Annotated in this window: 18 protein-coding genes; 9 read left to right on the top strand and 9 right to left on the bottom strand. The window is 60.1% G+C overall.

What is annotated here, in order from left to right; all coding sequences use genetic code 11:
- Positions 1-134: 134 nt before the first annotated feature.
- On the top strand, positions 135-1,055 hold the full coding sequence (locus tag DKK75_RS05340) for a metal ABC transporter solute-binding protein, Zn/Mn family (RefSeq protein WP_181414477.1): 921 nt from the start codon (positions 135-137) through the stop codon (positions 1,053-1,055).
- Between the two features lie 168 nt (positions 1,056-1,223).
- Positions 1,224-3,359, top strand: a complete 2,136-nt coding sequence (locus DKK75_RS05335; protein WP_309146228.1) for a sulfatase-like hydrolase/transferase — start codon at positions 1,224-1,226, stop codon at positions 3,357-3,359.
- Here DKK75_RS05335 and purD read toward each other — a convergent pair.
- The 6 genes from purD to purT form a co-directional block, all read right to left on the bottom strand.
- A complete protein-coding gene (gene purD, locus DKK75_RS05330; protein WP_110452414.1) occupies positions 3,356-4,627 on the bottom strand; it encodes a phosphoribosylamine--glycine ligase in 1,272 nt (423 codons plus the stop codon). The two genes, DKK75_RS05335 and purD, sit on opposite strands and share 4 nt — an antisense overlap.
- Before the next feature lie 20 nt (positions 4,628-4,647).
- Positions 4,648-5,697, bottom strand: coding sequence for a phosphoribosylformylglycinamidine cyclo-ligase (gene purM / locus DKK75_RS05325; protein WP_110452413.1), 1,050 nt, complete (start codon positions 5,695-5,697; stop codon positions 4,648-4,650).
- The gene (purF, locus tag DKK75_RS05320; protein ID WP_258333168.1) at positions 5,681-7,249 is read right to left on the bottom strand and encodes an amidophosphoribosyltransferase; all 1,569 of its coding nucleotides are present in this window, start codon (positions 7,247-7,249) and stop codon (positions 5,681-5,683) included. Before purF ends, purM begins: the two co-directional genes overlap by 17 nt.
- A 17-nt stretch (positions 7,250-7,266) precedes the next feature.
- The gene (locus DKK75_RS05315; RefSeq protein ID WP_110452412.1) at positions 7,267-11,046 is read right to left on the bottom strand and encodes a phosphoribosylformylglycinamidine synthase; all 3,780 of its coding nucleotides are present in this window, start codon (positions 11,044-11,046) and stop codon (positions 7,267-7,269) included.
- A 78-nt stretch (positions 11,047-11,124) separates the two neighbouring features.
- Positions 11,125-11,877: a phosphoribosylaminoimidazolesuccinocarboxamide synthase gene (purC, locus tag DKK75_RS05310; RefSeq protein WP_110452411.1), complete on the bottom strand. Its 753-nt coding sequence runs from the start codon at positions 11,875-11,877 to the stop codon at positions 11,125-11,127.
- 77 nt (positions 11,878-11,954) lie between these two features.
- Positions 11,955-13,262 (bottom strand): formate-dependent phosphoribosylglycinamide formyltransferase, encoded by a 1,308-nt coding sequence (gene purT, locus DKK75_RS05305; protein ID WP_110452410.1) that lies wholly within the window; start codon positions 13,260-13,262, stop codon positions 11,955-11,957.
- A gap of 135 nt (positions 13,263-13,397) precedes the next feature.
- On the opposite strand from purT, the gene DKK75_RS05300 reads away from it, so the two are divergent.
- From DKK75_RS05300 to DKK75_RS05280, 5 genes are all read left to right on the top strand, one after another.
- A complete protein-coding gene (locus DKK75_RS05300) occupies positions 13,398-14,450 on the top strand; it encodes a methionine ABC transporter ATP-binding protein (RefSeq protein ID WP_219997318.1) in 1,053 nt (350 codons plus the stop codon).
- Positions 14,447-15,127 carry a methionine ABC transporter permease gene (locus DKK75_RS05295; RefSeq protein ID WP_024626621.1) on the top strand — a complete coding sequence of 227 codons (681 nt, stop codon included), beginning with the start codon at positions 14,447-14,449 and terminating at the stop codon, positions 15,125-15,127. The genes DKK75_RS05300 and DKK75_RS05295 overlap by 4 nt, the downstream gene beginning before the upstream one ends.
- Positions 15,128-15,152: 25 nt before the next feature.
- A complete protein-coding gene (locus tag DKK75_RS05290; RefSeq protein WP_110452408.1) occupies positions 15,153-16,034 on the top strand; it encodes a MetQ/NlpA family ABC transporter substrate-binding protein in 882 nt (293 codons plus the stop codon).
- Positions 16,035-16,067: 33 nt separating this feature from the next.
- A complete protein-coding gene (locus tag DKK75_RS05285; protein ID WP_024626619.1) occupies positions 16,068-16,931 on the top strand; it encodes a MetQ/NlpA family ABC transporter substrate-binding protein in 864 nt (287 codons plus the stop codon).
- A 76-nt stretch (positions 16,932-17,007) separates the two neighbouring features.
- The gene (locus DKK75_RS05280) at positions 17,008-18,180 is read left to right on the top strand and encodes a glycosyltransferase (RefSeq protein ID WP_110452407.1); all 1,173 of its coding nucleotides are present in this window, start codon (positions 17,008-17,010) and stop codon (positions 18,178-18,180) included.
- Here DKK75_RS05280 and DKK75_RS05275 read toward each other — a convergent pair.
- Positions 18,177-18,953: an ABC transporter permease gene (locus DKK75_RS05275; protein ID WP_110452406.1), complete on the bottom strand. Its 777-nt coding sequence runs from the start codon at positions 18,951-18,953 to the stop codon at positions 18,177-18,179. The two genes, DKK75_RS05280 and DKK75_RS05275, sit on opposite strands and share 4 nt — an antisense overlap.
- Positions 18,950-19,882, bottom strand: a complete 933-nt coding sequence (locus tag DKK75_RS05270) for an ABC transporter ATP-binding protein (RefSeq protein ID WP_110452405.1) — start codon at positions 19,880-19,882, stop codon at positions 18,950-18,952. The genes DKK75_RS05275 and DKK75_RS05270 overlap by 4 nt, the downstream gene beginning before the upstream one ends.
- 157 nt (positions 19,883-20,039) lie before the next feature.
- Here DKK75_RS05270 and DKK75_RS05265 point away from each other — a divergent pair, with 157 nt between their 5' ends.
- Together DKK75_RS05265 and DKK75_RS05260 are read left to right on the top strand one after the other, a co-directional pair.
- Positions 20,040-20,732: a response regulator transcription factor gene (locus DKK75_RS05265; RefSeq protein WP_110452404.1), complete on the top strand. Its 693-nt coding sequence runs from the start codon at positions 20,040-20,042 to the stop codon at positions 20,730-20,732.
- Positions 20,733-20,782: 50 nt separating this feature from the next.
- Positions 20,783-21,688, top strand: coding sequence for a sensor histidine kinase (locus DKK75_RS05260; protein ID WP_219997317.1), 906 nt, complete (start codon positions 20,783-20,785; stop codon positions 21,686-21,688).
- A gap of 175 nt (positions 21,689-21,863) precedes the next feature.
- Here the strand turns inward: DKK75_RS05260 and DKK75_RS05255 are convergent, their stop codons facing one another.
- Positions 21,864-22,913, bottom strand: a complete 1,050-nt coding sequence (locus DKK75_RS05255; protein WP_110452403.1) for an NAD(P)-dependent alcohol dehydrogenase — start codon at positions 22,911-22,913, stop codon at positions 21,864-21,866.
- Positions 22,914-23,094: the final 181 nt, after the last annotated feature.

Raw genomic sequence — 23,094 nt, 5'->3', positions numbered from 1 at the left:
CAGGTATCTGTTCGGACGCTTTCATGAATTCTGGTCAAAGGTAATCTATGGTACATTTATTGATAATCAATCTCAGTAACGCTCGTGAGGCCGTCAACTGGCCTCTTGCAGTCGCTAGGAAGGAATCCCCATCCATGCATGCCAGCAGCTCACGCCACCGCCGGATCCGCACCATGGCCACCGCTCTCATGGCCGGACTGACCCTGCTGACCTGTCTGACAGGCTGCGGAACGAGCACTGCGTCCCCGTCCGCTGCCGGATCCGGTCCCCTGCAGGTGGTGACCAGCATCAATCAGTGGCAGTCCCTGGCTGTGGATCTGGGCGGCGACCAGGCTCGGGTGGATACCATTCTGAGCAACATATCAACTGACGCCCATGACTATGAGCCGACAACGGCAGATATCGCCCGGATCAGCCGTGCTGATCTGGTCATAGTCAACGGTGCAGGCATTGACGACTGGGCGGCCAAGGCTGCTGAAACCGGGCAGGCCCGTATGGTGGACATATCCAAGGCCTCGGGACGCAAGGCTGGCGATAACCCCCATCTCTGGTTCTCCTCGCAGGGCAGGAGAGCAGCTGCCAAGGCCGTGCATGAGGCTTATGGGCAGTTGCGTCCCGACCGAACAGCCGACTTCGACAGGGCTTACCAGGACTGGCAAGGTCGACAGGCCCGTCTGGACGATCTGATTGCCAAAGCGCGCAAGCAGACCCAGGGATGGCACTACGCGGCCACGGAATCGGCTGCCTACTATCTTTGCCATGATCTGGGCATGGAGGATCTGACCCCCGAGGGGTACCTGCGGGCGGCCGCCAATGAAAGCGAGCCCTCGCCCGAGGACCTGGTGGCCTTCCGGCATCTGCTGTCCTCCAGACGGTTGGACATGCTGGTGCTCAACGTTCAGGAAGTCAATCGAACCTCCAAGGAGCTGGCCATTCAGGCCCGCAAGGCTCATGTCCCGGTGTTCGAAGTCAGCGAGCAGCGCCCTGAGAAGTACCGGAACCTAGAGGACTGGATCAGCGCCTTGATCCATCAGGTGCCGGGCGCCAAGGCCTGATGGACCAGCTCGCGCTTCATGTTCGCTAAGAGGTGTTTTCATGGAGCTTGTCGTCCTTAATGGGAACAATGGCACAGGTATCGGTAAAGGCCCGTGGGGCTCAGTCGCCAAAGTCAGGAGTAAGCGGTGAAGGATCGTAAGCGTCAGCCCGGCCGGTGGACATCCTGGATGCAGAACATGACCGGACGTCTTCGGGTGCGTGGATGGGTCTATCTGCTCGCCTTCATCCTGATTGACTTCCTGTCAGTGGGCATCCTGCAGTGGGGAGTCTCCCTGAACAGCTCCCGTGTAGAACTGTCCAACCCGCTAATCGGCTTCTGGGGCTTCATCTCGGCCATGTGGACCCAGCGTCGGTTCGTTCTGGTGCTCAATATGCTGGCTGTGGGCCTGGTCTACCTGGCTCTGGCCTGCTTGACCAATCGCTTCTGGGCGGCATCGGGCCTGATCCTGGCCATCTGTGCGGTCATTGCGGTCATCGAACGTTTCAAGGTACGTGCCCGCTACGAGGCCATCCTGCCCTCCGATCTGGATTTCCTCCATGCCGATGCGGCCAACCTGGTCTCCTTCCTGCCGGCCAGGTCTCTGCTCATGATCGGGCTAGGAGTCGTGGCTCTGATCGTTCTCGGAGTGCTCTGCTGGGTGGTGACACGGATGGATGCCCGTCGCGGCCGCCCGGTGGCCACTGGCAACAAGCCGCTGGGCGCCGGGCTGCGTACGGTGGGGGTCCTGGTCCCGGTTCTGGTGGTGGCGCTGTTCATGTCCACCGTGGGCACCTACGGCAGTCCCGCCTACCGCTTCTCACAGTTCATGGGGGACAAGCCCTCCATGTGGGACTCGGTTTATGATGCCCAGCGCAACGGGGTCTTCGTGTCCTTCTCCCGGCAGCTGCGGCCCAAGGTCATGGACCAGCCCGCAGGCTACAGCCGTGCCACTATGCAGTCTCTGGCCCATCGCTACCAGCTATCGGCGGACAGCATCAACCGTGACCGCAAGTCCTATATGAACGAGTCGACCCTGGTCTACGTTCTCTCCGAGTCATTCTCGGATCCCACACGCGTGCCGGGCGTTGCGCTCAACCAGGACCCCATGCCTCATATCAGATCCATCAAGCAGGGCACCACCAGCGGACTCATGCTCTCCTCCGGCTATGGCGGGGGCACGGCCAACCTGGAGTTCCAGGCCATGACCGGCCTGTCCATGGCCAACTTCGACCCTTCGCTGACCTCTCCGTATCAGCAGGTCATTCCTCACTTGAGCTGGATACCCACGGTCAATCAGGCCTGGGGAGCGCCATCCAGATCACTGGCCTTTCACCCCTACGAGTCCTCCATGTATTCCAGGGCTGAGAACTATAAGAAGTTCGGCTTCTCGCACTTCTATTCACTTACAGGCCCTGACCAGATAGCCCACCAGGACCGCATCGATCGCAGCCAGTATGTGGGTGATCGCTCCGCCTACGACTCCGCCCTGGAGCAGATGGGCGACGACAAGGGCAACCAGTTCGTCGAAGTCATCACCATGCAGAACCACATGCCCTACAACGACTGGTATGACGATAACAACTTCTCGGTCAACTCCTCCGATCCCAACATGCCCTTGGGCGATGATGAGGTGCAATCCATCCGCACCTATGCCAAGGGTGTCAGTCTGACCGATCAGGCCACTGCAGACTTTGTGAAGAGCCTGGATGCGCAGAGCAAGCCGGTCACCGTGGTCTTCTACGGTGATCACCTGCCTGGCATCTATGGAACGGCAAGCTGGGATGAGCGCAACTCCCTGGCCCTGCATCTGACCGATTACTTCATCTGGTCCAACAAAGCCTCGGATGCCTCGGGAGCACAGGTAAGCAACAGTGCCTATTCCTCGCCCAACTTCTTCCAGGCCCAGGCGGCCGAGCACATGGATGCCAAGGTCTCGCCTTTCACGGCCTTCCTGACCCAGCTGCACGATAAGATCAGCGCTATCGAGCCCCCGGTTGCCAACCAGATCCAGGACTGGAACAGGATCCCGGCAGGGCAGACCAACTATCTGGATGCCCAGGGCCGGCCCATGGATGCCCGTGACTTCGACCGAGCCACCCGTCAGCTTCTGAACGATTACAAGCTGATTCAGTACGACATCATGGCCGGCAAGCACTACCTGCAGGGGACCGGCTTCACTGCCACTCCCACCCGCCGCTCGGATGCCGCCCGTCAGAAGGCTGAGATGGAGCGCCAGGCCAAGGAGCAGGCTAAGGAGCAGGCCCGTCAGGAAGAGCAGAACCAGGACAAGGACAGGGAGAGCTCGGCCAACTCGGCCAACTAGGCTTCCAGGCCGCGGTGGCCGATGTCGTGCCGATAGAAGAGGCCTGGCATCGACAATCCGTTCAGCCGGTCATAGACTCGACGGGCTGCCTGGGCCAGGTTGTCACCTTGGGCAACCACCAGGGCGGTCCTTCCTGAGGAGGATGTCAGACCAGTTGATGCCGAGCCTGACACTCCGGCGTAGTAGGCTCTGAGGTCCGGCTCCGGGGCGATCAGCGGTACGGGTACACCGGTCTTGGGATTGCCGGGATAGCCCTGGGCTGCAAGGACCACACCCAGACGGCTATGGGAGTCGTCCCAGGTGAATTGCGGATCTCCGCCCTCCATCAGCGTGCGGATGGCTGTGCCCAAGTCGCTGGTCAGTGCAGGCAGCACCACTTCGGTCTCCGGGTCCCCCAGTCGCGCATTGAACTCGATGACCTGAGGGCCTTGGTCAGTGACCATCAGCCCCGTGTACAGGACCCCGGTGAAGGGGCAGCCTTCCTGGGCCAAGGCACGGACGATGGGTGCAACGATGGTATCCAGAGCCTTTTTGGTCAGTTCCGGTCCGAACTGAGGCAGAGGGCAGTAGGCACCCATGCCGCCGGTGTTTGGACCCCGATCCCCGTCATAGGCGGGCTTGTGGTCCTGCGAAAGGGGCATGGGCCAGAACTGCTCGCCTCGAACAAAGCACATGAGCGAGCACTCCTGGCCCATCAGCCGATCCTCGATGACAACCTGGGCGCCGGCCTGTCCGAACTTATGACCAATGAAGATGGCATCCAAAGCCTGCATGGCCTGGTCAAGGTCGTCGGCCACGGTCACTCCCTTGCCTGCAGCCAGTCCGTCAGCCTTGATGACCAAGGGTGCGCCGTGCGAACGCACATAGGCCTTGGCTGTTTCCAGGTCATGGAAGACCGCATAGTCGGCGGTAGGAATACCATGCCTGCGCATAAGGTCCTTGGCAAAGCCCTTGGATCCCTCAATGCGGGCCGCGGCCTTAGTGGGTCCAAAGGCGAGGATGCCGGCCGCCTGCAGGTCGTCGATCAATCCTGCCGTCAAAGGAGCCTCTGGTCCGACGAAGACCCAGTCGATCCTCAGCTCGCGTATTGCAGCGATCAGTTTTTCAGGCTGCGAGGAATCCAATTGCAGCAGGCTGATGCCGTCCGGTTCCATGCCGGGGTTGCCCGGGGCGCACCAGACCCGATCTACTCCTGGACCGGACAGCAGAGTGGTGGCGATAACATGCTCCCTGGCTCCCGACCCGATGACCAGTACCTTGTCTGCCATGATGGGCTCCTCTCGCTATATTATTGACGGCCATTTTCATTAAGGATGACCTGCTGGCCGTTTTGAGCACGTATTACCCGCCCGATCAGGGCGTAGGGCTCCTGCTCCTCATCAAGGACTGCGCGAGCCTGGTCCAGCTGGTCAGAGGAAACCACCAGAACCATCCCAATGCCCATGTTGAAGATGTTGTACATCTCCAGATGGTTGACTGCGCCCATTTCTTCGATCATGGCGAAGATGGGCGGCACCTTCCAGGCATCGAGGTCGAAGCTGGCGGCCAGTCCCTCTGGAAGGATCCGGGGCACTTTCTCCACGAAGCCGCCGCCAGTGATGTGTGCCGCGCCCCTGAGCAGGCCAGAGGCAAAGAGCGGGCGCAGGGCCTTGACGTAGATTCGGGTGGGGGTCAGCAGCTCCTCTCCCAGGGTTCGCCCCCCAAGCTGGTAGGGCCTATCCTCCAGCTTCATGCCTCCCTGATCCAGCAGGACCTGGCGAATCAGGGAGAAGCCGTTGGAGTGGACGCCCGAGGAAGGCAGGCCGATCAGCTGGTCGCCCTCGCTGATTGCAGATCCGTCCACCAGGGACTTACGTTCGACCACACCCACGGTGAATCCAGCCAGATCGTATTCGTCGGGCTGGTACATGTCGGGCATCTCGGCGGTCTCCCCGCCTACCAGGGCAGCCCCGGCCAGGACGCAGCCGTCGGCCACGCCCTTGACCACCTGCTCCAGCAGAGCCGGATCGTTGTGTCCGCAGGCAATGTAGTCCAGAAAGATCAGCGGCTCGGCCCCCTGGGCGATGATGTCATTGACGCACATGGCCACGCAGTCCTGGCCTATGGTGTCATGGCGACCAGCTTCCTGTGCCACCATCAGCTTGGTGCCCACGCCATCGGTGCCTGAGACCAGGACCGGTTGTCGGTAATTGAGCTCAGACAGATCAAAGTCGCCGCCGAAGCCGCCGATGTCACCGGCGCCCGGCCTTCGGGTTCTGGCCGTGTGGGAGCGGATCCTGTCGATCAGTTCGTATCCGGCCTCCACCGATACTCCAGCCTGTTCATATGCCTTCGGCATGGATGCCCCTTTCTCTGCTCTGTCTGTCCAGCTCTTCGCTAGTCCTCATAGGTCTGTTCTTCTGCCCCGCCCCTGCAGGCATGTCAAGCCCATAGGATCCCTTGGAGGCTTCCAGCCGGGCCCGGTCCTCTTGGGTCAGCGAGGCCAGGAAGCCCTGCTCGTAGTCGTCAAGCCGCGTGGGGTAGTCTCCGTTGAAGTAGGCCACGCAAAGTCCCTGGTATGGCGCTTCCCGGCCTAGGCCGATAGAATCCACCAGACCGTCCAGACTCAGGTAGGCCAGGGTATCGGCCTCAATGGTTTCTCTGATCTGCTCTACAGACTTTTTGGCAGCGATCAGTTCAGAGGTCCGTTGAATGTCGATGCCGTAATAGCAGGGATAACGCAGGGGCGGGGACGCGATTCGCATGTGCACCTCGCTCGCCCCGGCTTCACGAAGCAGATGGACGATTCTGCGCGAGGTAGTGCCTCGGACGATGGAGTCGTCGATCACCACAACCCGTTTGCCCGCCACGACTCCGCGCACAGCAGCCAGTTTCATTCTGACACCCTGTTCGCGCATGGCCTGGCTTGGCTGGATGAAGGTGCGTGCCACGTATTGGTTCTTGATCAGCCCCATCTCGTTGGGCAGCCCTGCCGCTTCGGCATAGCCTGAGGCTGCGGACAAGGAGGAGTTGGGTACGCCGATGACCATGTCTGCGTCCACCGGGGCCTCATGGGCCAGCCTGGCCCCCATCCGTTTGCGGGCCGAGTGGACATTGATCCCATAAATATTCGAGTCGGGTCTGGCGAAGTAGATGAACTCCATGGAGCAGATGGATAGGCAGGTGTGATCGGTATAGCGCTCGATGCTGTAGCCCGAGTCGTCCACGCGGACGATTTCGCCAGGGCCGATATCCCTTACCAACGTTGCGCCGACCAGGTCCAGTGCGCAGGTTTCGGAGGCCAGGACGTAGGCCCCTCCGGGCAGCTGACCCAGGGAGAGGGGACGGAAACCATTGGGATCCAGGGCTCCGATCATAGCGTTCTCGGTCATGAGCAGGTATGCGAAGCCGCCATGGACCTGGCGCAAGGCCTGCTTGAGCGCCGCCATGAAGTCCCGTTCAGGACTGCGGCGGATCAGGTGCATGAGCACCTCGGTGTCGGAGTTGGAGTGGAAGATGGCTCCCTGATCCTCCAGCTGCGCCTTGAGACTGTTGCAGTTGGTCAGATTGCCGTTGTGCGCCAAGGCTATGTCTCCGTCATGGAAGCGAAAGACGAAGGGCTGAATGTTTTCGATGGATCCTGAACCGGTGGTGGCATAGCGTACATGGCCAATGGCTCGGTCGCCGGTCAGCGGCGCCAGGCTGGACTCGTCCGGGAAGACCTGAGTCAGAAGGCCCAGGCCCCGCCTTCCGATCAGGTGCCCCTGGTCGTTGGAAACGATGCCGGCGCCCTCCTGGCCGCGGTGCTGCAAGGCGTGCAGACCGAAGTAGGTCAGCCGGGCGGCGTCGGGGTGGCCCCAGACCCCGAAGATCCCGCACTCCTCGTGGATGCCCTCAAGCTCCAACGACATGGTCGATGTCCTTTCCTCTAGGCGGCAAAGTAGTCCACTCCCGACTGGAAGAGCGGCTGCAGGGGGCCTGTCGGCACATTCAGATACAGGTCGGGACCGCTGCGTTCCGTGTGCCCCATCTTGCCCAGCACTCGGCCGTCCGGGCTGGTGATGGCTTCGACAGCCATGGCTGATCCATTGGGGTTGACCAACGGATCCATGGAGGGGCGGCCCTGTTCGTCTACATACTGGGCTGCCACCTGCCCTCGCTCGATCAGGGTGCGCAGGAGGCTGGGCTTGGCCACGAACCGTCCTTCGCCGTGGCTGATGGGCATGGTATGGATATCACCCACCCGGCAGGTACTCAGCCAGGGTGAGCGAGTAGAGCTGATCCGCGTGTGGACCAGACGGCTCTGATGACGGCCGATGGCGTTGACGGCCAGAGTGGGGTCCTCGGACGAGCCCGTGACGATTTTGCCGTAGGGAACCAGGCCCAGTTTGATCAGAGCCTGGAAGCCGTTGCAGACGCCCAGAATCAGCCCGTCCCGGTCCTGCAAAAGCTCCTGGAGGGCATCCGCGACCTGGTTCGAGCGCAGGAAGGATGCCACTAGTTTGGCCGAACCGTCGGGCTCATCGCCGCCGGAGAAGCCGCCGGGCAGCATGAGTATTTGGCTGTTGCGGATGGCCTGGGCCAGGCGGCGGGAGCTCTCGGTCACGTCGTCGGCATTCAAGTTGCGGATGACCACGGTATCCACCTGAGCTCCAGCGTCATGGAAGGCTCGTGTGGAGTCGAACTCGCAGTTGGTGCCGGGGAAGACGGGCATGACCACCTTCGGTCGGGCGGTATGGAAAGCCCCCTTGGTTCTGTGCGCTGCAGGCCTGCCGGACTCACGGTCGGTGCGACCGATAGTCGGCACCGGGTCGCCTTGGCCTCGGTATGGGAAGATGCCTTCCAGACCCTTGGCACGGATTTCCTCAAGCTCTGCCAGGTCCAGATCCTCGCCGCCGCAGCGCAGACGGTAATTCTGGCTGGTGTGTCCCAGGAGACGCAAATGCAGGCTGGAATCCTGAATGAATAGGGGCTCTGGACCTGAGGTCTCCAGAATGAAGCTTCCATAGGCTGGGCGGAAGAGCGCCGATATAACGGTGTCTGACGCCAGATCCAGTCCGATCCTGTTGCCCAGGCACATCTCCATCAGGGACTGGGCGATGCATCCGTAGCCCGGAGTGGCTACAGCATCCACCAGGCCCTGGCTGATCAGCGTCTCCGCCTGGTCCATGACTGTTCGCAGACTCTGCGGATCGGGCAGCAATCCTTCCTTCTGGTATTCAGGTGCCAAGAGATAGATCCGACGGCCCGCGGCCTTGAACTCAGGGGAGACCGCATCCTTGACTTGTCCCAGGGACACGGCGAAGCTGATCAGGGTGGGCGGCACGTCCAGGTCCTCGAAACTGCCGGACATGGAGTCCTTGCCGCCTATGGCGCCCACTGCCAGGTCCAGTTGAGCCTGGAGGGCGCCCAGGACGCCGGCCACAGGCAGACCCCAGCGCCTGGGGTCGTCGCCGGGCTTTGGATAGTACTCCTGCAGACTCAGATGGGCCCGGGAACGGCTGAAACCAGAGGCGACCAGCTTGGCCAAACTTTCGACCACGGCTAGGTAGGCGCCGGCGTATGGATCCCGACTGCTTATCCAAGGGTTGAATCCCCAAGTCATGGCCGAGGCGGTGGTGGTGTGTCCGTCCACCGGCAGCTTGGCGACCATGGCCTGGGCCGGAGTCAGCTGTCGGGCTCCGCCGAAAGGCATGAGGACGGTGCCTGCGCCGATAGTGGAGTCGAACTGCTCGGCCAGACCCTGCTGGGAGCAGACGTTGATGTCTGTAAGCAGGGCCCTCATGCGTGCGTCCAAGCTGCCTTGGACCTCGAAGGGAGCATGGTAGGGAGCAGGAACCGCTACATGGGCATCGGCCTTATGAGGGGCGCCATTAGAGCCTAGGAAGGATCGGGGGATATCTACGATGGTTTCTGATCGCCAGATCATCCGCAGTCGGGGTTCTTCGGTGACCTTGGCGATGACAGTGGCCTCAAGGTCCTCCTGACGGGCATATTCGATGAAGGCGGGTGCGTCTTTGGCCGCCAGGGCCACAGCCATGCGTTCCTGGCTCTCGGAAATGGCGATTTCGGTCCCGTCCAGCCCCTGGTACTTGAGTGGCACCCGGTCCAGGTCCACCTTCAGGCCGTCCGCCAACTCGCCCACGGCCACGGCCACACCGCCGGCTCCGAAATCGTTGCAACGCTCAATCAGCCTGGCTGCCTCTGGTCGGCGGAAGAGGCGCTGGAGCTTGCGCTCCTCAGGGGCATCGCCCTTCTGCACCTCGGCCCCGCAGCGTTCCAGACTCTGTTCGTCCTGGGACTTGGAAGCTCCTGTGGCGCCGCCGATTCCATCGCGGCCGGTCCTCCCGCCCACCAGGATGATCAGATCGCCGGGTGCAGGCCGATGGCGGATCACATGGTCGGCCGGGGTGGCGGCCACCACAGCACCCACCTCCATCCGCTTGGCCGCATAGCCGGGGTGGTAGATCTCACGAACCTGCCCGGTGGCCAGCCCTATCTGGTTGCCATAGGAGGAGTAGCCATCGGCTGCCTGACGGATGATCCGGCTCTGGGGCAGCTTGCCCGGCAGAGTCTGATCCAGTGGCTGACGGGGATCTGCCGCACCGCTGACCCTCATGGCCTGGTAGACGTAGCCCCTTCCGGACAAGGGATCGCGGATGGCTCCGCCGATGCAGGTGGCTGCGCCTCCGAAGGGCTCGATCTCTGTCGGATGGTTATGGGTTTCATTTTTGAAGAGGAAGAGCCAGTCGCGGTCCTGGCCGTCCACGTCGACCTTGGTCCGGATAGTGCAGGCATTGACCTCTTCGGACTGGTCCAGGTCGTTCAAAATGCCACGCTTCTGCAGATACTTGGCTCCAATGGTGGCCATGTCCATCAGGCATTCCGGGCGGTCCTGGCGTTCCAGTTCAGCGCGGATTGCCCGGTAACGCTCCAGCGTGGCGCGAGCTCGGGGGTTGTCCGCCTCGATTCTCTCCAGCCTGGTGTTGAAGGTGGTGTGCCGACAGTGGTCGGACCAGTAGGTGTCGATCACCTTGAGCTCAGTCAGGGTGGGATCACGCTTTTCCTGGCGGTAGTGGTCTCGGCAGAAGCGGACGTCAGGCAGATCCATGGCCAGGTCCAGCTTGCCGATCAGCGCTTCCAGTTCAGGATCGTCCAGATTGCGGAAACCGTTTAATACAGGCACTGGATCCGGATCCTCGTCAGGCATGGCCAGGGTCTTAGGCTGTTCCAGCCCCACTATCCGTGAATCGACCGGATTGACCAGGTAATTGCGGATGGTTTCGATTTGCTGGACATCCAAGTCACCATGGAGCAGATAGACGGTTGCCGTGGCCACCAAGGGGCGGGCGCCTTGGCCGACCAGCTGGACGCACTGGGCTGCGGAGTCGGCTCGCTGATCAAACTGACCGGGCAGAGGAGCCACGGCGAAGAGCCTGGGGGAGTCCAGCGACGGCAGGTCTTCGTCGCTTTTCATGCGCAGGGCCTGCTCCAGTTGGGTGGACACCAGATCAGTCTGGGGCTGAGCGAAGACCGTGGGCAGGCAGCGTTTGAAGAGGTCTTCGTCGATTCCTTCCAGATCGTAGCGGTTGATCATGCGCAGGCCGGTGAGCCCTTGTACTCCCGGCAGGGTGCGCAGCTGTTCGGCAAGCCTGTCGGCGGCCTGGTCAAAGCCCCGCTTTTTCTCGGTATAGACACGGAAGAGCACAGTGGATCCTTTCGCGATGGACTGGTTGGGGACCAATGAAAAACCCGGAGGCGATATGCTCGCTTCCGGGTCGACCGATCAGCTGTTCGGTTGGCTTTCGCGCTCCTCCAATTCGGTCAGTCCGTCCAGAATGGTCTGATAGGCCGGAATGATGCTGCCGAGGTCCCTGCGGAAGATGTCCTTGTCCAGGTGGGTAACCTGGCCGTCATGATTATTGCCGATCGCCCAGAGCCGGCAGGTGTCGGGGGTGATTTCGTCGCCGAGAAGGATGATGCCCGATCCAGTTTTGCCCATTTCGATCTTGAAGTCCACCAGCTCCACGTTGATGGCGCGGAAGATGCCGGTCAGCGCCCCGTTGATCTCCCGGGTCTTTGCGGCGATGATGTCCAGATCCTGCTCAGTGGCCAGTCCCAGGGCCAGAATGTCGTCCCGGTTGATAAATGGATCTTCCAGGGGATCTGATTTGTAGAAGAACTCCAGCACCGGCTGTTTCAAGGCAGTGCCTTCCTTCACCCCGTACCGTTGGGCAAAGGAGCCTGCAGCCCGGTTGCGCATGACGATCTCCAGGGGGAACATGTCCAGCCGGCGGTTGAGCTGCTCGGTGTCGGAGATGCTGCGGACGAAGTGGCTGGGGATGCCCCGACGGGCCAGCAAGGAGAATATCACCGTGGTGATCCTGTTGTTCAGTCTGGCCTTGCCTTCGATATTGGCCTTCTTGGCCCCGTTCCCCGCGGTGGCCTGGTCAGTGTACTCAACCCAGAGTATGTCCGGATCATCCGTCTCGTACAGTTTCTTGGCCTTGCCTTGATAGCGCATTCCCAACTTTTCCACGGTTCGCCTTCCTCGAGTTTGTTGCGAATTGGAAACTTCTGCACTGCTTGGGACACGACCACCATAGCAAGCGCAGGTTACATCCCCGCGCCTACTCGGGGTTTCAAATCGCTGGCCACGGCATCAGCGCGCTCGGTGGCAGTCTGCAGGTCCGGCCCCAAGGCCAGCGCCACGCCCATGCGTCGTAGACCATGTGCTTCGGGCTTGGAGAAGATGCGCAAATCAGTGCCAGGGTGGTCCAGGGCCTGCGGCAAGCCTTCGAAACTGACCGGCCCCTGCCCCTTGACCAGGATGGGTCGGCTGACGGCACATGTGCCTTCCGGCAGATTCAGAGCCAGATCCTCCTGATGAACGGGAATGCCCAGGATGGCTCTGGCGTGAAGATCAAACTCGCTGAGCCGCTGGGAGATCATAGTCACCATGCCAGTGTCATGCGGGCGCGGAGCCACCTCGTTGAAGAGCAGCGAGCCGTCGCGCAGGACGAAGATCTCGACTCCGTAGATTCCCCAACCCGTTTCGGCGCTCTGGCGGGCCAGGGATGTCATGGCCTGAACCAGCCGGGTTGCCATGTTCCGGGCCTGCTGCAGGATGTCGGGATTCAGATCCGCCGGTTGCCAGGAGAGCCTGTAGTCCCCGTCCTCCTGACGCTGTCCGATAGGCATGCAAGTGGCCACTCCGGCAGAGGAGGCCACAGTCAGAACGGTCAGCTCATGGGCCAGGGGGGCCAGGGCCTCCACGATGACCTCGGCCTTGCCTTGGTGCTTGGTAGCTGCCCGGCCCTGGGTCAGTGCCGAATTCCAGGCTTGGGACAATCCTCGGCTGCTTCTTACCAGGGTCTGCCCGTGGCCGGAGGAGCTCATCAGGGGTTTGACCATGCAGGGGTAACCCACCTGGTCCGCCGCACTGGCCAGCTCTTCGGGGGAGTCGGCGAAACGGTAGGGAGTGGTAGGCAGGCCCACCTGCTCGTGGGCGAAGACGCGCAGGGCTCTGCGGTCCATGCACATGGCCGCAAGAGGGGCTGCAGGCACTACCTGAATGCCTCGGTCCGCGGCGCTGGCCAGGCGATCGGTGGCGATGGCCTCCACTTCGGGCACGATCAGATCAGGCTGGACCTGTTCGATCAGGTCCTCCAGAGCCTTCGGATCGCTCATCTTCACCTGGTAGCCGGCATGGGCCACCTGTGTGGCGGGTGCGCCAGGGTAGGAGTCTGCTGCACCTACCCAAGCCCCCAGTCGCATCAGGCTGATGGCGATCTCGCGGCCGAGTTCGCCAGCTCCCAGGAGAAGGACTCGTGTGGGTCTTGGCCCTAGAGGGGAGCCGAACGGCCGCTCCTCTGGATTGATGGTGTTGATAATCCGCTGCTGACCGGATGCGCTCATGGCCATATTCTGCCACTCACCCGTAGACCAATGATGCGGTTTATGGATACATGCCTATAAACGACATCTATAGAGGCCTTCTTGTCCGCTGGCCGTCGGGACGATTACCATGTCAGGCAGTCGACCAGGGAAGGCGGGAACGTGAGCGAGCGGACACCGGCGGTGCGGATGGAGCACCTGACCAAGACCTATCACAGCGACGACGACGAAGACAAGACGGCACTGGCCGACATCGATCTGACCGTCGAGACTGGGGATATTTTTGGCATCATTGGACTGAGCGGGGCGGGCAAGTCCACACTGGTCCGCTGCATTAACGGGCTGGAGGATTATGATTCGGGCAGTGTCAAGGTCCGTGGCCGCGAGGTCAAGGATCTGGCTCCGGCCGAGCTGAGGGACTTGAGACGTCGCACCGGCATGATCTTCCAGCACTTCAACCTGATGCCCTCCAGGACGGTGGCCGACAATGTTGGCCTCCCTCTGCGTGGGAGCGGCCGTGACCGCGCATCTCGAGGGGCCCGGGTTTCCGAGCTTCTGAAACTGGTAGGACTGACTGAGCTGGCCGACCACTATCCCGCCGAGCTCTCCGGCGGACAGCAGCAGCGCGTGGCCATCGCCCGAGCTTTGGCCAACGAGCCGGATATCCTGCTCAGCGACGAGGCCACCAGCGCACTGGATCCGACCACCACGCGCTCCATTCTTCAGCTGCTCCGTGATCTGCACGACCAGCTGGACATCACGGTGGTCATGATCACCCACGAGATGTCGGTCATCCGCCAGATCTGCAACCGGGTGGCAGTCATCGACCAGGGTGTCATCGTGGAGCAGGGCCGGGTCTTTGATGTCTTTGCAGACCCCAAGGCCCAGCTGACCAAATCCTTCGTGGCCACCACCTCCAACTTGGACAAGGTCAAGGATCTGATGGCCGCCGATTCGCCCCTGGTGGCCCTGGAGCCCGGACAGATCCTCATGCGCATGTCTTATGTTTCCAAGGAGGTATCCGAGGCTCTGGTCTCCACCATCAGCCGTCGCTACAACCTGGATGTCAACATCATTTTTGGCGACATCGATGTGGTGGAGGGGGCGCCCCTGGGCGGTCTGGTGGTCAGAGTGGGCGGCGACGCTGAAAATATCCGCCAGGCCATGGAATACCTGCGCTCGCGCAGCATCGGAATCGAGGTTCTCAAGTCATGACGTCCCTGCTTACCACCTGGTTCCCCAACGTTATGAGCCGGTTGCCGGAGTTCTTCAGCAGCATGGTTCAGACCCTGGTCATGGTCGGCGTCTCCGGGGTGATCTCCTTCCTGCTGGCTCTGGTCATCGGGGTGGGACTGATCATCAGCCGACGTGACGGCATCCGTCGCAACGGCCTGGTCTTCACCATTCTGGACAAGCTGATCGACCTCTTTCGCTCCATCCCCTTCATCATCCTGGCAGCAGCCCTGGTGCCGGTGACCAGGATGCTCATGGGCACAGCCATCGGGCCCAAGGGGGCGATCTTCCCGCTGGTCGTGGGCATTACCCCCTTCTTCTCCCGGCAGATCGAGTCGGCTCTTGCCGGTCTGGATCCTGGGTACGTCGAGGCGGCGGAGTCCATGGGCATGACCACCTGGCAGATCATCTGGCATGTCTACCTGCGTGAGGGCATCCCCTCCATCATCCGGGTGACTACCATCACCATCGTCAGCCTGGTGGGCGAGACCGCCACCGTGGGCATCGTGGGCGGCGGCGGGCTGGGTGACTTCGCCATCCGTCTGGGCTACCAGCGGTCCATGAACGACGTGACCATTGCCACCATCATTGTGCTGGTCATCTTCATCGCCCTGATCGAACTGTTCGGCCGGCTTCTGGCCGAGGTCGTCGAACACTGAGCAACCCGGGAAAGGTCAGATTATCGTGGTCGGTCGTAGTCGCGTCGGCAAAAAGAACAAAGCCAAGGTCCAGCTGGCGGCGCTCAGCTTGGTCATCGTCCTCCTGCTGGCGTTGGTGGTCGGTACCGATGTCCGCCTGAACCAGGTGGGTGCCGATGTCAAGGTGGTCAAGGTCGGCGTCATCGGCAGTTCGGACGATCAGATCTGGAAGGCCGTCCAGGCAGAGCTGGATCGGCGGGGTGAGCACATCAGGATCGAGCTCAAGCCTTTCCAGGATGCCATCTACGTCAACCAGGCCACGTCCAACCGCGAGGTGGATTTCAACGCAGCCCAGCACTATGCCTACCTGGAGGACGATGTAAGGACCAACCACTACCAGCTGGCCGTGCTTGGCAATACCTACATCTCGCCCATGAACCTCTACTCGCAGCGCTATGCCAAGCCCTCGCAGTTCCAGGACGGCGACCGGGTGGCCATCCCCAACAACGCCACCAACATGGGCCGTGCCCTGAAGGTCCTGGCCGATGCCAAACTCATCGGTCTACGCGACCCCAAGGCCACCAACCCGCTGCCCGAGGATGTGGTGGACAATCCCAAGCATCTGAGTATCGAGCAGGTGGATCCGGCCGGCATCCTCAATCTGCTGCCCGACTATGCGGGCGGGGTCACCAATGCCAACTTCGTGGTCGATGCAGGTCGCAGCGTGCATGATGCCATCCACGAGGTTCCCTACGATCTGCAAAACCCGGCAAATAAGCCTTACATCAACATCATCGTCACCACCAAGGATCAGCGGGACAACCCCACCTACGCCGCAGTGGTACGCGCCTATCATTCCAAGCCCGTGGCCGACACCATCGTTCGGGTCTACAAGGGCGCCTGCCTGCCGGCCTTCAAGGTTTCCTGATGCGGTAGGTTCTATCAATGAAGGAGGACGGATATGAGCACCAGAAGAACCAGGGCCAAGCGAGAGCTGGCGGCTGTTTCGGTCGTCATCCTGGTGGTCGCCGTCCTGATGGGCGTGGCCTATGTCAAGGTCAACCAGCCCGAACGCGGCCAGCGGGAGATCAGCATCGGCCTGGTGGGCGATGCCGATGAAGAGATTTGGAAGGCCGTTCAGCACGAGTTGGACCAGCGCCGGGCCGGCATAAAAATCAAGCTCCGCTCCTTCCAATATGGGCGCTACGCCAATCAGGCGCTGTCCAACGGGGAGATCGACCTGAATGCCTTCCAGCACTACGCCTTTCTGGAGCAGGAGTCCAAGCAGCACGGGTACCGGTTCGCAGCCATCGGCGACACCTACATCTCACCCCTCAACCTCTACTCAAAGAAGTACAGGAGCGTTGACCAGATTGGCTATGGCGAGCGTCTGGCCATACCCAGTGATCCCATCGATCTGGGTCGATCCCTAAAGGTGCTTGCCAGCGCCGGGCTGATCGGTCTGCGGGACCCCAAGGCCACCACGCCGGTTCCAGAGGACATCGTCGACAATCCGCGTGGGCTGGTCCTGGACCAGGTCGATCCACCGGGAATCGTCAAGGTCCTGCCCGACTATGCGGCCGGCATCACCAACACCAATTTCATCCTTGATGCCGGCATGAAAATCCAGGATGCCATCTACCAGGTGCCCGGTGATCTGAAATCGCCAGCTAATCACCCCTATGTCAACATCATCGTGGCCAGGCAGGCCGACAGAAACGACTCCGCATACAAGGCCCTGGTCTCCGCCTATCACAGCCGATATGTGGCTGATGCCATCAACCGCTACTACCGTGGGGCGGCCGTCCCGGCCTTCTCCTACTAATAGTGGGTGCAATCGGGTCGTCGCCCTTTTTGGTCCGGCCCAAAGCTGCTAATGATGAACAGCAGGGGGAAGGCTGATGAGGGACCGTGGTCGCCTGACGCTGGCCCTTGTTCTGGACTCCTTTGGCAACAGGGGCAACGGGACTTCCAACTCCGCCATCCAATACGCCCAGGGTCTGGAAGCGCTGGGGCACCGGGTCCGCCTGGTGGGGGTGGGCTCGACCGAGTATCCGGCGCGAGTGCATCGAATTCCTCTGGTTTCTCGTGTGGCGGCCAGACAGCAGATGAGCTTCGCTCGTGCCGATCCGGAACTTTTCCGAAGGGCTTTTACCGGTGTTGACCTGGTCCATATTTATGAGCCCTTCGCCTTCGGCCGGGCCGCCCTGTCACAGGCCAGGTCGATGGGCATACCGGTGACCGCCGGGTTTCATATTCAGCCTGAGAACATCACTTATTCCGCAGGCCCATTGCGCCGGCTGCCCGGGGTGGATGCGGCCATCTACCGGCTCTTTCGGTTCTGGCTCTACGACCATGTCGGGCACATCCACGTTCCCACTCAGCTGACGGCCGACCTGCTGCGTTCGCATGGGTACAAGGCCCATCTGCACGTCATATCCAACGGATACCAGCCCAGGTTCAACCCTGGTGACCGATACGAGCGGCAGCGATCCGGTCGGTTGATCCAGGTCGTGGCCTCTGGCAGGCTGGCTCGGGAAAAGGATCATCTGACCCTGATCCGTGCCTTGGCCTTGTGCAGGAACAAATACAGGATTCGCTTGACCATAGCAGGTACAGGTCCTATGGAGCGCCGGCTGAGAACGGAAGCCGCCCGGCAGCTGGCCGGCATGCAGGTTTCGATTGGATTCCATCAGAACGCGACCATGCCTGATCTGCTCAGGCAGACCGACCTGCTGGTTCACCCGTCTATCGCGGATCTGGAATCCGTCAGCGTCCTGGAGGGGATGGCCTGCGGCGCAGTCCCGATCATCGCCCAGTCTGATCTGAGCGCCGCAGGACACTTCGCCCTGACGCAGCACTCGCTCTTCCCGGTCGGCAGGGCCCGATCCCTGGCTGAGCAAATCGATTGGTGGATAGACCATCCTGATGTCCTAGCAGTCTGGTCTAGACGCTATGCCGAACATGCCAAGGAACACTACTCTCTGGATACCTCCGTCAGGGCCTTTGCCCATATGGCTGTGCAGGCCGTCAGCGATCAAGAGCCGGACCAGGTGCAGTCTAACCTGGCTTAGATTTCCTGCTTGGATATGATCAGAGCCGACCCGAAGATAGCCACCAGGACCACGCCCACGGATACTCCGGCATAGATCCAGACCTGATCGGCCGTCAGAGTGTTCAAGACAATCTGTTCGCCGAACCCGACGAAGTCGAAGTATTTCAGCCATTTCCATTTCGCAGTGAACTCCACGATGCCGATCAGAATGGGCCATATCACAATCACCACCGCTGGAATGACCAGGGATTTGGTAATGATCAACAGGACGATGCCCAGGCTGATGATGACGGAAATGCAGAAGCTGACTGATAGGGTCATGACAGCGACATCCTTGCACAAAATGCCCCAGCCGGCCCCAGTCTTCCTTCCCAGGGCTAGTCCGGTCAGCAGAATAGTGATGAAGTAGCACAGGGTCAGAAGGATGATGTCAGTCAGGATGGTCACGTACTTGCCCAGGATGAACTGTATCCGCGAGATTCCCGATGTCAGCGTGTTCTTCAAGGTGTGCTGGCTGTATTCCGCACCAATGACGATAACAAAGACCGCGATGTAAAAGTAAATTAGAGACGAGGCGGAGGCGACACCCACTTGCAGGCCAGTCCTGATGGTCCAGCTTTGGCCTTCGATTTCCATCAGTTTATGATCGTATTCTTCACCCCCAGTGCTAATTCCTATGGTCGTCTTGCACCATGTGGCCACTATGCCGAGGGCCACAGTGGCAATCAGCAGAATCAACATGCCGATGGAGCGTCGCTGCCTGTAAAAGTCGGCCCTGATCTGGTTAATCATTGTTGTCTCCTCGACTCTTGAGAGTCCTTGTTCAGCAGATCTGCGAAATATTCCTCCAGCGATCCCTTCTGCTGGTTGATTTGATTGACCAGGATGCCTTCCTGAACCAGAAGTCTGTTGATGGGGCCCGGTTCCAGATTCCCCTGCTTGATCAGAATCTGATGGTCGTCAAGGACTTGGAAGGGGCCGATTCCCTCGCGATCCAGGATCATGGCGGCCCTGGAGCTCTGGTCCACGTCGATCAACAGTCCATTTTGATTGATCCGATCCAGTTCATCCTTGTCTACCTCCTTGATCAGGCGGCCGTGGCTGATGAATCCGAACCGGGAGGAGACCAGGTAAAGTTCGCTCAGAATGTGACTGGAGATGAGAATGGTCGTCTGGCGCTCCTTGTTGAGCTTGTCCAGGAGTGTTCTGAATTCCATGATTCCTGCCGGGTCCAGGCCGTTGATGGGCTCGTCCAGAATCAGGAAATCGGGTCGGGTGAGGATGGCCATGGCCAGACCCAAGCGTTGACGCTGGCCCAGAGAGAGGTGACCGGCCCGAGTCTTGGCCTTTTCGCTCAGGCCGACGAAGTCGATGGTCTGATCGATGGCCTTGCCGTCGGCCAGCCCGTGCTGGATGGCTGTCAGTTTCATGTTCTGGCTGACGGTGAGTTTTTTGAAGGCAGCCGGGGCCTCAATGATTGAGCCTATCCTGCTTAGTATCCGGCTGTTCTTGCCAATCGTGTGCCCCATCAGCCTTATGCTCCCCTTCTGCATGGGGGAGAGCCCTGTGATCAGACGCATCAGGGTGGTTTTGCCAGCGCCGTTCTCGCCGATCAGCCCATAGATCTGGCCCTTGTTTATGGAGAGGCTGAGATCGTCCAGTGCTTGGAAGCGGCCGAACCGTTTGCTGACATGGCTAATATCCAGAATGGCATCGTCCATGGAGTTCCTTTCTCTGTGTCGCTATCAGAGAATCTAAAATGCCTTTCTTAAGTGCTTGGCCAAGAAATCATTAAGAATTGCATAAATTCGCTTGGGCGATACTGGCCTCGTTAGGCGACTTCAGTAACATGAGATTGACCTGCGAAAGGAAGAAAGTATGCCGACGATTCTGGTCGTGGAGGCTCAGGAGGACATTCAGTCCTTGCTCAAGGATGTGTTGGGAGGAACCTACCGAATCATCCAGGCGACTACGGGCGCCCAGGCCTTGGCCCGCTTCCAGCAGGAGGAACCCGACCTGATTCTTCTGGATCTGATGCTCCCCGTAGTCACCGGGGATAGCGTCCTCAAGGCCATTCGGCGTATGTCATCGGTGCCGGTCATCATCCTCACGGCCATTCAGGACAAGACCAGGACTGTCAGCCTCTTGGAGCAGGGCGCCAATGATTATGTGACCAAGCCATTTGACATCGACGAGCTCCGCGCTCGCGTCCAGGTACAGCTGCGTCAATCCCGGGCACTGAAAGCGGATGCGAATGCAGCAGGTGAATCCGCCGCTAAGATTTGTTTCGAGGGGATCGAGCTGGACCGGATGGAGCACACAGTAAGCGTTGATGGGCACCGGGTCGATCTGGCCCGCAAGGAATTCGCCATTCTTGGGCTTCTGATGGACCATCCACATCGGGTTTTCGAGAAGGAAGACCTCTATCGGCAGGTTTGGAACCAGCCATACATCAATGCCGAGAACACTCTCAATGTGCATCTGAGCACCTTGCGGACCAGTCTGAACAGATACGCCGGCAGTCAGCGCTACATCGTGTCGGTCTGGGGTATTGGGGTTCGCCTGGTTTAAATTCGCTCGGAAGGAAGAACGATGAATAAGGGGTCGTCAGAGGTGAATCCGTGAAGGTGGTTGCACTTGTTCTGGGTCTTGTCGCCCTCGCCTTAGCGATTGGCCTGATGATGCTGACTACCGACCTCAAACGGATCAGTGATGATCTGGATTTTATCAACCATGCCGACACCAATGCCTTGGTAACCACAGGGTCCAATATCGGGCTCATCCGCACTCTGGGAGATAGGATCAACGCCGTTCTGAACAAGACCAGACGACTGCAGATCACCCAGGCTGAGCAGAACAAGCAAGTCCGGCAGATGCTGACCAACCTAACCCATGACATCAAGACCCCCTTGACCGTGGCCAGGGGATACGCCCAGCTGCTCAAGGAGGGATCGGCTGATCAGAAGCAATTGGGCAAGATCCTCAACAACCTGCAGTCGGTGGATCATTATCTTCATTACCTGATGGATTTCAATCTGATACAGGAGAAGAGCGTGAGCCTGGATCTGACCAGGGTGAACCTATCGGAACTGGTTCAGCAGGAGCTCTTCAACGCTTTCGATTCTTTGACTGCGCGGTCAGTCACGGTGGAGCCCAGAATCCAAACTGGTGTGGAAATTACGACGGACCAGACCATGATGAGTCGAATAATTCAGAACCTGATCGGCAACTGGCTCAAGTATGCGGAGGAATCAGCCTGGGTGGACCTGCACAAGGGTGAAGACGGGCGGATTCATCTGGACTTCGGCAACAAAACCAAGGGCGGAGCCGTCGATGTGGACAGGCTCATGGAACGGTTCCAGACCGATGATCAATCACGGACCAAGATCAGAAGCACAGGTCTGGGTCTCAGTATTGTCGACTCCCTGGTGGATTCGCTGGGCGGTTCCATGAGCTTGGAATCCAGCAGGGGTATTTTCTTGGTCCACTTACTACTGAGCAATGCTCCACAATTGAACGTACTGTAAATAACGCAGGCTTGGGGGAACTTGGTGAGATGCTGTGGCCGGTCACGGTCTTCATGACGAGACCATGACCGGCCATCAGCGCGTGTAGGCGAAGAACGGTGTCAGTACATGAATCTGATTGTGCTTAAATCCGGTCAACGGATAAGCCGCTTCTCCGTCTACGTTCAAGGGAAAATCAAGCCTTGGTGTGGGGAACTACAACAGCCCTGGCCGAGAGCTTGTTGTCGACCAGCTTGTGGTAGGCATCGAGGGCATTGTCCAGCGAGTAGGTTTCGATCTCGGTCTCGATCTGGCCGTTGCGATACATGTTGGCCACATCGTAGAGCTCAGGGATGGAGCCCCAGTAAACGCCAAGCAGCTCCTGCTCCCAGGGCTTGGAATACCAGTCGTATTCCGCCTTGCCGCCGGCGATGCCGACCACGGTCACCCGGGATCCCGGGCCACCTGAAGCCTGTGCGGCAGCAATGGTCGGGGCCACACCCACGAAATCGAAGGCGGCATCCACGCCCTCGCCATGGGTGATCTTCCTGATGTTCTCCACCTGGTGCTCGTCGCTCATAACGGGAATGGCGCCCTTGGCCTCAGCCTTGGCCAGAGCTTCTGGCTTGGTGTCGGTGGCGATCACGGTAGCGCCGGTCAGGGCGTGCAGAATCTGAATGGCGATCTGGCCCAGGCCACCCAGGCCAATGACCAGAGCGTACTTCCCGCCGCCGTTCAGGTGGGGCATGGCAGCCCTGATGGCATGGTAGGGTGTCAGAGCTGCATCAGCCAGGGGTGCGGCGCCAATTGGATCTGCATCCCCCAGAGGAACCAGGTTGCGGGCCGGAACGGTCATGTATTCGGCCATGCCACCATTGCGGCCCAGTCCCAGGGCCAGAGATTTATTGGTTGCGGCGCTGGAGCAGTAGTTCTCCTGGCCAGCTACGCAGTGGGGGCAGTGGCCGCATCCGGTGGGCCCATAGACGATGTAGGCATCGCCCTTCTTGAATCCCGTGACATCGGGTCCTACCTCTTCGACCCAGCCGGTGGTCTCGTGTCCCAGAATGAACGGCGGCTTGGTGTGGCTGCCGGTTTCAGGGGTGTAGTCCTGGAAGACGGAGACGTCGGAATGGCAGCAACCTGCCCCAGCCACCTTGAGCAGGACCTCGCCGCTCCCGGGTGTCGGCTCCGGCACTTCCTTAAGGGTGGGGAAGGTGTTGAACTGTTCGAAAACAACGGCTTTCATGGGTTTCCTTTCATCATCGAAGCTTATCCGCCCCTGTATGCGGGGTGGGAATGTCTGCATCAGCATCGGTGCAATAAAAATATTAACGAATGATAACTATGTACTCACCTTGAAAGGGTGTGATATGTCCGACAGTATGGGACCGCCAGGCCTGCACGCCGGATACGAAGACATATACACG

It is taken from the genome of Bifidobacterium asteroides (genome assembly GCF_003202695.1).
Taxonomy (GTDB): Bacteria; Actinomycetota; Actinomycetes; order Actinomycetales; family Bifidobacteriaceae; genus Bombiscardovia; species Bombiscardovia asteroides_G.
The sequence above is the reverse complement of the archived record's forward strand: the minus strand, read 5'-3'. Positions and strand labels throughout refer to the sequence as shown.